The following is an 11,848-nucleotide window of genomic DNA, read 5'->3' on the forward strand; positions in this document are numbered from 1 at the left end:
GTGCTTGGGCAGCAGGTGCTTCTTCTACCCCTTGTGCTTCCCCTTGAGCAACTTGTTCCCGTTGAACGTTTTGACGAATCTCTGCCTTCATAAAGAGACGAGTTACTTCATATTCGATCGCTCCAACCATGTTCTCAAACATATTGAATCCTTCTGTTTGGTACTCAACTAATGGATTGTTTTGTCCATAAGCCCGTAACCCAACCGATTGACGCAGCTGATCCATAGCATCAATGTGGTCGGTCCACTTCGTATCGACAACTCGTAAGATGACGACTTTTTCAAATTCCAGTAATTGTTCTGGACTATTAAGTTGTGCTTTCTTTTGTTCAAAGACTTCTTCTGCCCGTTGGTTTAGGTAGTCTTTGATCTCTTGAGCTGATTTGCCCTTGATGTCCTCGATACTGATAGTATCTTCATGAACAAGTGCATTCGCCGCAAAATCAACGATTCCTTCGTAGTTCCAATTGCTTTCTTCTAATTGCGTATGACTGTCGACGACTCGGCTGATGGAACGTTTCACCATATTCATTAATTGCGGTGAAAGATCCGTTTCTTCCATGATCACTTCTTGACGTTGTCCGTAAATAACTTCCCGCTGTTCTCGCATCACGTCATCGTATTGCAAGACATTTTTCCGAGTGTCGTAGTTATTGCCTTCCACTCGTCGTTGGGCAGATTCTACTTGTTTTGAAAGCATCTTGCTTTGGATCACGGCGTCGCCTTCATCAATCTTCATCCGATCCAAGAACACTTTGATTCGTTCAGAACCAAAACGCTTCATTAAATCATCTTCTAGCGATAAGTAAAATTGCGACATTCCTGGATCTCCTTGACGTCCCGCACGTCCCCGCAACTGATTATCGATCCGTCGTGATTCATGACGCTCAGTACCGATAACTGCCAAGCCGCCTAGTTCTGCAACACCAAGACCTAACTTGATATCCGTTCCCCGACCAGCCATATTGGTCGCGATCGTTACAGCGCCTTTTTGTCCAGCATTCAAAATGATTTCTGCTTCTTTAAAGTGATTCTTAGCATTCAATACTTCATGAGGAACTTTCTCACGATCAAGCATTGATGACAGTAATTCAGAAGTCTCAACAGCGACCGTCCCTACAAGCACGGGTTGTCCTTTGCGGTGGCGCTCTTTGATGTCTTGAACGACTGCTTGGAATTTGCTCGTAAGCGTTGGATAAAGCAAGTCCGCACGATCATCCCGTAAGATTGGTTTGTTTGTAGGAATCTGAATGACTTGCATGTTATAGATTTCTCGAAACTCTTCTTCTTCCGTTTTCGCTGTACCAGTCATCCCAGACAGTTTTTTGTACATCCGAAAGTAGTTCTGGAATGTGATCGTCGCCATCGTTTTGGTTTCATCTTCGATTTCGACACTTTCTTTCGCTTCGATCGCTTGATGGAGCCCATCAGAATATCGGCGACCATCCATGATCCGACCTGTAAATTGGTCAACGATCATTACTTTTCCATCTTGCACGACATAATCGATATCGCGAATCATAATGTAATTCGCTCGTAGTGCTTGATCCAAGTGATGGGTCAATGCCGTGTTTTCAATATCATACAAGTTTTCTAAGCCGAAGGTCTCTTCCGCTTTTTCGATCCCACGTTCTGTCAAACCGATCGTTTTTGATTGGATATCGATTTTGTAGTCTTCTTCTTCCGTCAAGCGTTTGACAAAATTGTCGACCCGATTGTATAGCGCAGTTGATTTTTCTGCTTGTCCTGAAATGATCAACGGTGTTCTCGCTTCATCGATCAAGATCGAATCGACCTCATCGACGATGGCATAGTTTAATGGACGCTGTACCATTTGATGACGGTAAACCACCATGTTGTCCCGCAAATAGTCAAACCCTAATTCATTGTTTGTACTATAAGTGATGTCACAAGCATATGCCGCACGTTTTTCTTCTGCTGATTTTGAGTTAATGTTCAAGCCGACCGTCAACCCTAAAAAGTTGTACAGCTCCCCCATCTCAGTCGAGTCACGAGTTGCCAAGTATTCATTGACAGTTACGACGTGGACACCTTGACCGCTCAAAGCATTCAAATAAACAGGTAATGTCGCCGTCAAGGTTTTCCCTTCACCCGTACGCATCTCTGGGATATTCCCATCATGCAAGACGATCCCACCCATTAATTGGACGTGGTAAGGATAAAGGCCCAAAACGCGTTTTGCAGCTTCACGTACTACTGCAAAGGCTTCAGGCAATAATTTATCCAAAGTCTCTCCCTCTTGGAAACGACGACGAAATTCATCGGTTTTCCCGCGTAATTGTTCATCAGATAAAGCGGCCATTTCATCCGCATGTGATTCAACTTGATTCGCAATATGGTCAAGACGTTTTAATTCTTTTTTGTCGTTTTCGATTAATTTTCTAAAAAAATTGGCCATACCTTAATAATTCTCCTTTTACTTCTGCATTATCCTAGCTGGAAACTCTCCTAACTATTTTAGCACTAGTTCACCATAAATGAAATATTTTTCGATAGAACTATCGCATCAATCTTGCGTGATAAACGGATTCTTAACCTTTTTTCACAGATTTTAAAGAAACGCGGGAAAAAAAACACGCAACAAGCCATTGATCGGCGCTGAAAGTCCAGCACACGCCCAAACGTCTTGTTGCGAAGGTTTGCAAATTATGCCGTTTTAAAACGGGTTTTTAAGAAAGCTAAGAAGAGCATCAGTAGCATGCCTAAAGACTGAATCCCGATCATCAAGACGATATCAGCGCCAATAAATCCTGCCAACATCGCAACGAGAGAGCCTGCCCCCAGTGCATTTAAAATCACGTTCGTACTTTCTTTGAAGCTGCCGATTGTCGATAGTCGTGATTTTTTCGTCAACCAGAGGAAAAACGCTGCGCCTATGACTAGAATACTATTCATTGCCACCAATAAAAATGCCACTGTGATCGTCTGACTGAAGAAAATTGCTGTCTCGTTGTTGCGATAGAAGCCGTCTTCGATTGCTTTTTGAAACGAAGCCGCATCATCTACTTGATCAGGTGCCATTTCCGCCGTGTAACGCATTTCATAGTGATAAGTTTGTCCATCGATTTCTTCTTTGATGGTCCAGTCTGTTTCCCGAAAATTGATGGCGTATTTCGCTTTTTCAAGAGCCGCTTCTGAAAGCGCAACGCCTATGATCCCCGCTTCTGTTTGGGAAAAGACTTGTGACTCATCCGCTAAAAGTTTGCCATCTTCCAGCTGCAGCTCACTGTATTTTGCTGCCGTTTCTGCCGTCACGAGTGTTTTTGCATGGGGAAAAAATGCCGCAAAGGCTTGATCCGTTTGCTTGCTGATCATTAAGGTCAACGGGATCATCAGCAAGGACATCAAGAAAACATAGACGAACACTTGCTGCCAGCGATTTAATTTTTTACGCCATGCATAGACTTTTGTTGGAGAAAAAATGGCCCCAAAGTACGTTAAGGGAAATCGTTGTTCAGACATCCTATCATTCCTATCCTTTTGTTCCGCCAGAGGTCAAACCTGAAACAAAGTATTTTTGTAAGAAGAAAAACAGTGCAGCGATCGGTACGGCGATCAAAATCGCCCCAGCCGCAAAGAGTGCGACCCGTTGGTTACGGGCATCATTGATAAAGGTTTGTAGCCCGACTGCGACGGTCAAACGCTCTTGTGAGCGAAGCAAGAATCGCGCCAGCAAGAATTCGCCGAATGGTCCCATAAAGGCCCACAATGCTTGGACGGCAACCATTGGTTTTACGAGGGGCAAAACGATTTGCCAAAAGATGCGAAAATGCCCTGCACCATCAAGTTTTGCTGATTCATCCAAGTCGATGGGTACCGTATCAAAGTACCCCTTCATCAGCCAAGTATTCATCGGAATCCCACCACCGATATAAATCAGTGTCAAGAACCAGAAGCTATCTAGACCGTTTGCTAATAAGCCCATGACATAAAAAGCGGTCAACGCCGACATTGTCGGTACCATTTGAACGATCAAGAACACCATCAGACTACTTTTACGACCAGCAAAACGGTAACGACTGTAAGTATACCCTGCTAATGTTACGATCATTACTTGAATGATCATCGTCGAAACGGCCACGATCAAGGTGTTTTTATACCATGTCAAATACGGGGTTTCATTGAATAAACGTCGAAAGTTGTTCAATGTCCAATCCGCATCAAAATCTAAGCGAAAAGCGATCATGTTCCCTGCCTTGAAGGCTGAGGTTGCGGTAATCAACAAGGGATAGATGATAATGATCGATAACGCGATCATAAACAAGTAGGTAAATAATTTGCTGAAAGAAAACTTCTTCTTTTTCATCCTCAATCCTCCATATTAAATGCATTCGTCTTTTTAAACACCAGTAATGAAATGGAGATCACCACAAAGGAAATGATCAAGGTCAATGCAGAAGCAATCGAATATTGTGGTGAGCCGCCGGTCGTCAGTTTGTAGATCCATGAAATCAAAATATCTGTCGAACCGGCATTTCCACCTAAACTCCCTGGACCACCTTCGTTAAAGAGATAGATCATGGAGAAGTTATTAAAGTTCCCTGTATATTGCGTAACGAAGGTTGGTGCTGCCACCAAAAAGATTGCCGGCAGCGTAATGTTCCGAAAACGCTGCAACGCATTGGCTCCATCCATTTTTGCTGCTTCATACAAATCTTCGGAAATGGATTGTAAAATCCCCGAAACCATTACATAGATGTAAGGAAACCCTAACCAACCCTGAATCAAAATAATCGCCGTTTTCGTCCAAAACGGATCAGTCTTCCAAGCAATGTTCCCAATATCCACAAAAGGCAGATTGTTCAATAGCGGGATCACCTGCGTATTGATCGCTCCTGCGGTATCATTAAACATATTTGAAAAACTCATGATTGTGATAAACGCTGGCACCGCCCAAGGAAGCAAGAAAATCACCCCAAAGACGCGACGAAACTTCACAAATTTTTGGTTGGCAACAACTGCTGTCAGTATGCCGAGTGTAATTTGCAAGGTGGTTGCTAAAACGGTCCAAATCACCGTCCAACTGAATACTTTTACAAAGGTGTCGCGGTAAGAACTTAAGGTGAAGATATTCGTGAAATTCGAAAAACCGATCCAGTCGATTAAGTTTGCTGGCGGAATGTGTCGAAAATCATAGTTGGTAAATGCCATAAAGAGCGTCACCATTACTGGAAAAATAATTGCTACGATCATTACCAAGTAGGCAGGGATCGTCAGTAAGTACGCGAACCCATCTTCGTATAATTTTTTGAAAAATTCTTTTCTCGTAACAGCTACCGGGAAGCCTTTTTCAATGCTTTGCCGAACCTGATAGGCATCTTTGATATTTAAAACCCAAAAGATAATGAAAATAACGGTAACGATGACCTGCAGTGTTCCTTCAATCAACAAGAACAAAGAGTTGTCTTCCATCGGTACTGATCCGAGTGTGACAAAGTTATAAAGTGCTTGTCCACCAAACAAAAGCATTTCGACCAGAAAAATCAGAAAGGCTGCAAAAAAGAGACCCGCTTTGAATTTCTGACCATTTTTGAATTGTCCCCCACCAGGGATGATTGAAAGAAGCGCTGTCTGCATGGCTTGTGAATTCGTCCTCATATGTATCCTCCTTAAAATCGAAAGTCTGCCAAGCGGCCGACGATCGATAGAAAACAATCTCGTCAAGCAATTTCTTGCGTGCTACGTTGCAAGGAATCCTTTTGACAAACATCCTCTATAGAATCGTCGACATGAATGACAGACCGTAATCGGCTAATTATTAGTATTTCTGCTCAATCGCTTCTTCGATTGTTTTGGCAGCATTATCCGCTGCTTCTTGAGGAGTCATATTGCCTGAACCTGCATCAAACAGCATGTTTTCAGCCCCTACCCAAACCTCAGACATTTCAGGGATATTTGGCATTGGTTGTGAAACACTGTATTGCTCGATCACTGCTTTTGCTACTGGATCATCAGAAGCAGCGACTGTTTCTTGAGCCATAATGTTCGCTGGAATATCATGACGCATGTCATACAATTTCTCTTGATTGGCTTCGTTGGTCAAATACTCGACAAATTGTTGCGAAACGTCTTTGTTTTGTGAGTAGTTAGATACCACCCACGCTTTTCCGCCGCCAAATGTTTCATAGTCGTTGCCGTTGCTTAGCGTTGGGATTTTCGCTACACCATAGTTGATGCCTGCTTCTTCAAAGCCGTTCACGCCCCATGGTCCATAAATGATAGCTGCTGTTTTGCCTTGATTGAAGTAATCCAACATCAAGTTTTCGTTGGCTGATACATCCAGCATTCCTTGCGGCCAGACATTTTGGAACCAATCAGTTGCATACGTGATTGCCTCAACAGAACCTTCGTTGTTCAGCCCTAGATCAGATGGATCTGTTCCTTCATCACCAAAGACATACCCGCCATGCCCCGCTAATAGACCATACGTATAATAAAAGTCCGTCCAACGAGCTAAGAAACCAACATTGTCATCGCCTTCTGCAAAACGATCATCTTTTGCTAGTTCTTCTAAATCAGAAAAAGTTGCTGGTGCTTCATCGATCAAGTCTTTGTTGTAGAACATGACAACCGCTTCGATCATTGCTGGTGCACCATAGATCTTATCATCGATGGTCACTTGTTGCTTGTCGGTATCGCTGTACCGTCCATCATCTGGCAAAGTCATTTCTGCCAAATGCCCTTGGGAGCCTACTTGACCCACACGGTCATAAGGAGACATCGTAACATCTGGGCCTTTCCCAGCAGGACCGTCTAGTTGAAGCGCATCCATTTGATCGAACATGTCCATTTCTACAACGTTGATGGTGACATCATTTTCAGATTCAAAGTCAGATTTCACTTCATTGATATAATCAATATAGTCTGCGCCTACAGAGACCGTGATCGTTTTTTCATCGCTACCTGAACCTGCATCTGCATTACTACCATCGGTACTACCGCCGTTGCCGCCACACGCCGCAAGCGCTAACAACGCACTTCCTGAAACTAATCCTAGAGCTGCCTTTTTCCAATTCACTTTCATCCTGTTTACCTCCTGCAATTTGTAACTCTATTATGCAACCGGTTTCTTAAAATGGCAAACATTTTCTAAATGTTAGCGATAACAAAAATTGAAAAAGCCTTTAAATTAAGATATTGAGGAATTGAAAAGAATTTGCGCAACCATTTGCTTAATTTTTCACCTTGTGGATTCACGAACCACGAGTTGCGGTAAAAAGCGCTGTTGTCGCTGGCTCGTATCGTTCTGTTCAATTTTTTGAATCAGTAATTCACCACAAGCTTCGCCCATCTCAACGATTGCTTGCTTCATAGTCGTCAACTTGGGTGAGCTGACCTGATCCAAGAATACCCCATCGTAGCCGACAATCCCAAAATCCTTTGGTATCTGCGCACCAATCGACTGCAAGCCTTGATTGATGCCTAGTGCCAAACGATCCGTCGCACAAATAAAACAAGTATTTTCCGCAAATTGCTCCTTCTGTGCTGTGATAAACGTGCGGGCTGCGGAAGAACGGTTTTCAAAACGATGGATTTTTGGTGCTTGTCCTGTTTTTGTCACTGTATCTATGTACCCTTTTTCTCGGCTTTTCGTAAATGCTTCTTCCAACTCTAAACCAATATAGACCAAGTGTTGATAGCCAGTATCGAGGGCGTGTTTACAAGCAGAAACGATCCCTTGGTAGTTGTCACTATCAACAAAGCTGAATCCAGCTTCATTTTCACCAAATAGAACGACGGGTTTCTTTAAATTTTTTATCCAGTCCATATCCTTTTGGCGAAATCCCGTAATGATACAACCATCTGCTGGGCCACGATCCACCCCATCCGTCGTAACCAGCTGCAACGAATAATGCGCTTTGCCGATGGAACGAGCGATCCCCACTAATAAATTCATATAGTATGGCTCCGTCGTGTCCATCTCCTCTAAGATATACACTTTGATGATATGGGAACGCTTGGAAACTAATGATTTGGCAGCAATATTCGGTTGATAATCCAGTTCTAGCATTGCTTGATGAACGAGCTGCTTTAGCTCTTCGGTCACTTTATCTGGATGGTTGATCACTCGAGAAACGGTCATTGCGGAAACATTTGCTTTTTTGGCGACATCTGCTAACGTAGTCATGATTCACTCTCCCTGTATTATTTCATCTATAGTATAACACAATAAAACAAAAGAGAAACAAAGCCAACTTTTATATAGAAAGATTTCTTGCTTCATTCCAAAAGATAAAAAAACAGAGCAGCTTCTCAGCTACTCTGTCAAAAAAGACTTTTTTTGGGGTGTCGCCAAAAGGATCCCACACGTGTTAATCCGTTTCGATCAACCCGTATTTACCATCTTTCCGACGATACACAATGCTCGTTCCATTCGTTTCCGCATCTTCAAAGATAAAGAAGTTGTGTCCAAGCATGTTCATTTGTAAAACAGCTTCTTCACTATCCATTGGTTTTAAAGACAAACGTTTTGTACGTACGATGTCTAAATCAGAACCATTGGTTTCTTCATCGTTTGCTTCAGTTGTGAATAAATCACCATCTGTTGGCGGAACCAACGCTGTCTCACGAGATTTGCGATTGATTTTTGTTTTGAATTTGCGGATTTGGCGTTCCAATTTGTCAACAACCAAATCGATACTAGCATATAGATCAGGTGAAGTTTCTTCCGCACGTAGAACTAGGAATGGTAAAGGAATCGTTACTTCTACTTTTGCAGTTTTTTCTGTATAAACTTTCAAATTAACGTGTGCTGTTGCTTCTGGCACATCATTAAAATAACGTTCTAATTTACCTACTTTTTTCTCGACGTAATCACGGATCGCTTCTGTTACCTCGATATTTTCGCCACGCACATTATATCTAAACATAAAAATTACCCCTTTCGTCTACCAGTAAAGAAGGAAAAGGACCACTCTTTTCTTCTTCTTAACTCTATTATATCGAACTCTTGGTCATTTGCCTAGTAAATCGAACAATTTTCTTTAAGCGTTTTCAAAATAACGTTTCAACGAGCAATAGAAAAAGAACGAATCGACTGGGGGCCAAAGGACTGCAGTGCTTCAGCTGCATGATATAACGTTCTACCGGTAGTATACACATCATCGATCAACAATAATTTTTTCCCTTTGATTTCACACGCTACATCTGGCTTCACTGCAAAGGGTTGCGCCTCTACTAATCGTTGCCTGCGAGAACGTTGTGCCTGTGGTGCGGTATCAACAACTTTCTCCAGTAACTCTTGAAATCTGACTCCGGCGGCTTCCAGCACAGCGGTGACTTGATTAAACCCTCGCTGTTGGTAACGCTCTGCCGATAGTGGGATGGGAATCAAACACTCATAGTCAAACCTGTTGAGTTTCTGTTTGATCACAGGCGCAAACGTCCCCCGCAACTGATAGTTTCCCATCAGTTTGTATTCGTGAAGCCAATCCTTCATTCCTTGATCGTAAGCAAATAGCGCTCGGTGCTGCAATTGTATCATGGGACACGTTTCTTCCCAATAGAGACAATCGCTGCAAAACTCAGTTTCTTTTTTTCCACACGAAGGGCAGCAGGTTCGCCAATCGATCACCGAAAACTGTTGAGCACATTGCGGGCACAATTCATTTTCTGGGATACGCCAAGGAGCCAACACCTCAATGATCGTTCGTTCTCTAGGAAAAGTCCTTTTACACCAACTACACACCATCGGTCAGCCAGCTTTTTGCCAATTGGTTCATTTCCTTAATTTCGTTGAGTGCTTTTCGGATCGCTTCCGTCATTTGGTCGTAGAAAAAAATGACCTCCCCTTCCGTATAGGCCCCTTTACGATCGACACGACCAGCAATTTGCACGAGCGCCGATTTTGTAAAGACTGGATGATTAGCACCCAATACGATGACTGAGACGTTTTCAAACGTCACCCCACGCTCTAAAATCATCGTTGTAAACAACACCTTGTAAATCTGTCGACGAGCAGACGCTACTTTTTCGCTCCGTTTTTGATCTTGCGACGAAACGCTTGTCAAAGACCATGACGTGCCTTGTCGGCGGACAGCCGCTTCTACTTCCTTCATCAGCGCAATGCTTGGACAAAACACCAAGACAAAGTTTTTTTGAAGCAGCCGCTGCAACTGCTGCAGCAATGGTCGCAGCCAACGTTTTCTGCGATAAGCCTGCGCCCAGTGACTATAATGAACAGGTTTTGGAACGATCAATGGACGCTGATGAAACCGCAGCGGCATTTTCAAGACAGCGAATTTCCCACGAATTTCTTGCAGCAGTCGTTCTGAAGGCGTCGCACTTAAATAGATCAGACACCCGTTTTTGGCTAAGGCATTGTATAATCCGTAACGCAGCTGCGCATCGCCCTCGTAGGGAAATGCATCTACCTCATCCACCACGATCAGTTGAAAGCTCCAATAAAAATGCAGTAGCTGATGGGTGGTGGCAATAAGGATGTTTGTGTAGCGATAAGACTCTTCTGATTTTCCATAAAGGAGCAAGCTTTCCTCTTGTGGAAATGCTTGCTGAATTCGCGGAAACAATTCACGACAAACATCGATCCGAGGTGAGACGATCGCCACTCGACCACCTTCTTGCCGAACGTAGCGGATCGTTTCAAAGATCATTTCGGTCTTCCCTGAACCCGTGACCGACCAAACAAGCGAGGATCGCTTTTGTCGACAATTAGACACCAATTGCTGGGAAATTTTTTTCTGAAACGGCGTCAATGCTCCTGGCCAGACGATGTGGTGATCAATGGCTGGACTATCCGTAGGTTGAATCACCAGTCGCCCATTTGATGTGATCCGACCATAGCGAATACAGGTTGGACAGTAATAGCTGCCTATCGGTAATTGCACCGACGGCTTGCGGTGGGAAGAACCGCATCGCTGACAAACGATTCTCTGCCCCTGCTCGAGCATTGCCGGTCGAGAATCAAAGGGTTTTCCTACATTCATTGTTTCATCTAAAACAAAAAATTGTCTTCCTTTTTGATTGGTCATAACATACACCTCAGTTTTAAGTACGCAAAAAAATCGGTTCAAGTACTTTTTGAAAAGTACTTGAACCGATTACAGGTTTCTTGTTTGCTTCAACAGCAGGTCTTGCTTATTCGCCGATCAATGTCAAAGCTTGATCTAAGACTTTTTCGCCGTTCATCATGCCGTAATCTGCCATGTTGATTACTTCTAAAGGAATTCCTTTTGGCGCTAGACGTTTCTCAAAATCGCCTTTCATGAAACGAACTTGTGGTCCTAATAATAAAACATTTACGTCTTTGCTTTCTAAATGTTGATCTGCTTCTGAAGCGGAAACTGCAAAAATATCTGCTTCTAATCCTTTTGCTTCAGCTGCTTTTTGCATTTTTGTTACTAATAAGCTTGTACTCATTCCTGCAGAACAAACTAACATAATTGTTTTTTTCGCCATATCGAACACTCCTTGAATTTTAAGAATAAGATAACATTTCCTATCTCTAGTATAGAACAAGTTTGAAATTTGTCAACGCTTTCTATCCAGCAGCCAGTTTGATTTTACTAAACGGTTAAAAACGACATACTCTTTTTTTAAATTGACGAGGACTACCTCATAGCCGGCATTCAGCCACGCATAGGCCCCGTTTTCAGGATGTCGGTAATCATTTGCCCACCAATCCGTACTCGTGCGGGCACTTTTGGGCAAACCGGATGCTGGGAAAAGAAATTCATCAAACTGGGTAAAGGTTAACGTAATTTGTGAACCGCCGTTGTTTTTTAAATAGTGCGTGATCGTATCGTACTTTTTGCGTCTACCCAAAGCAACTGCCTCCTCTTTTTCAGGTCTGTGTTGGTGCCTTTTT

Annotated in this window: 10 protein-coding genes and 1 pseudogene; all 11 read right to left on the minus strand. The window is 43.1% G+C overall.

Features of this window, described 5'->3' with window-relative positions; all coding sequences use genetic code 11:
- Positions 1-34 precede the first annotated feature (34 nt).
- Positions 35-2,419: pseudogene (gene secA / locus IGI96_RS02700) on the minus strand (preprotein translocase subunit SecA); the annotation flags it as partial.
- A gap of 248 nt (positions 2,420-2,667) precedes the next feature.
- A complete protein-coding gene (locus tag IGI96_RS02705) occupies positions 2,668-3,483 on the minus strand; it encodes a DUF1189 family protein (protein WP_074933465.1) in 816 nt (271 codons plus the stop codon).
- A gap of 10 nt (positions 3,484-3,493) precedes the next feature.
- On the minus strand, positions 3,494-4,327 hold the full coding sequence (locus tag IGI96_RS02710; protein WP_016608756.1) for a sugar ABC transporter permease: 834 nt from the start codon (positions 4,325-4,327) through the stop codon (positions 3,494-3,496).
- 2 nt (positions 4,328-4,329) lie between these two features.
- Positions 4,330-5,619, minus strand: a complete 1,290-nt coding sequence (locus IGI96_RS02715; protein WP_010749778.1) for a carbohydrate ABC transporter permease — start codon at positions 5,617-5,619, stop codon at positions 4,330-4,332.
- A gap of 160 nt (positions 5,620-5,779) precedes the next feature.
- Complete coding sequence (locus IGI96_RS02720; protein ID WP_086337986.1) at positions 5,780-7,045, minus strand: extracellular solute-binding protein; 1,266 nt, start codon at positions 7,043-7,045, stop codon at positions 5,780-5,782.
- Between the two features lie 156 nt (positions 7,046-7,201).
- Entirely contained in the window at positions 7,202-8,149 is a 948-nt protein-coding gene (locus IGI96_RS02725; protein WP_074536086.1) for a LacI family DNA-binding transcriptional regulator, read from the minus strand.
- Positions 8,150-8,333: 184 nt separating this feature from the next.
- Positions 8,334-8,891: a ribosome hibernation-promoting factor, HPF/YfiA family gene (hpf, locus tag IGI96_RS02730; RefSeq protein ID WP_005231866.1), complete on the minus strand. Its 558-nt coding sequence runs from the start codon at positions 8,889-8,891 to the stop codon at positions 8,334-8,336.
- A 137-nt stretch (positions 8,892-9,028) separates the two neighbouring features.
- Complete coding sequence (locus tag IGI96_RS02735) at positions 9,029-9,505, minus strand: ComF family protein (RefSeq protein WP_016608760.1); 477 nt, start codon at positions 9,503-9,505, stop codon at positions 9,029-9,031.
- A gap of 196 nt (positions 9,506-9,701) precedes the next feature.
- Positions 9,702-11,012: a DEAD/DEAH box helicase gene (locus IGI96_RS02740; RefSeq protein WP_086337985.1), complete on the minus strand. Its 1,311-nt coding sequence runs from the start codon at positions 11,010-11,012 to the stop codon at positions 9,702-9,704.
- 106 nt (positions 11,013-11,118) lie between these two features.
- Entirely contained in the window at positions 11,119-11,439 is a 321-nt protein-coding gene (locus IGI96_RS02745; protein ID WP_005228768.1) for a PTS sugar transporter subunit IIB, read from the minus strand.
- Between the two features lie 72 nt (positions 11,440-11,511).
- Positions 11,512-11,805, minus strand: coding sequence for a DUF7662 domain-containing protein (locus IGI96_RS02750; RefSeq protein ID WP_005228767.1), 294 nt, complete (start codon positions 11,803-11,805; stop codon positions 11,512-11,514).
- Positions 11,806-11,848 lie beyond the last annotated feature (43 nt).

Source organism: Enterococcus sp. DIV0421 (assembly GCF_051713745.1).
Lineage (GTDB): Bacteria > Bacillota > Bacilli > Lactobacillales > Enterococcaceae > Enterococcus_D > Enterococcus_D casseliflavus.

What these genes read in the sequence shown, in the direction of transcription:
- IGI96_RS02725 (WP_074536086.1), bottom strand. Translation starts at nt 8,149, where the DNA reads ATGACTACGTTAGCAGATGTCGCCAAAAAAGCAAATGTTTCCGCAATG.
- IGI96_RS02720 (WP_086337986.1), bottom strand. Translation starts at nt 7,045, where the DNA reads ATGAAAGTGAATTGGAAAAAGGCAGCTCTAGGATTAGTTTCAGGAAGT.
- IGI96_RS02740 (WP_086337985.1), bottom strand. Translation starts at nt 11,012, where the DNA reads ATGACCAATCAAAAAGGAAGACAATTTTTTGTTTTAGATGAAACAATG.
- IGI96_RS02715 (WP_010749778.1), bottom strand. Translation starts at nt 5,619, where the DNA reads ATGAGGACGAATTCACAAGCCATGCAGACAGCGCTTCTTTCAATCATC.
- hpf (WP_005231866.1), bottom strand. Translation starts at nt 8,891, where the DNA reads ATGTTTAGATATAATGTGCGTGGCGAAAATATCGAGGTAACAGAAGCG.
- IGI96_RS02745 (WP_005228768.1), bottom strand. Translation starts at nt 11,439, where the DNA reads ATGGCGAAAAAAACAATTATGTTAGTTTGTTCTGCAGGAATGAGTACA.
- IGI96_RS02705 (WP_074933465.1), bottom strand. Translation starts at nt 3,483, where the DNA reads ATGTCTGAACAACGATTTCCCTTAACGTACTTTGGGGCCATTTTTTCT.
- IGI96_RS02710 (WP_016608756.1), bottom strand. Translation starts at nt 4,327, where the DNA reads ATGAAAAAGAAGAAGTTTTCTTTCAGCAAATTATTTACCTACTTGTTT.
- IGI96_RS02735 (WP_016608760.1), bottom strand. Translation starts at nt 9,505, where the DNA reads ATGATACAATTGCAGCACCGAGCGCTATTTGCTTACGATCAAGGAATG.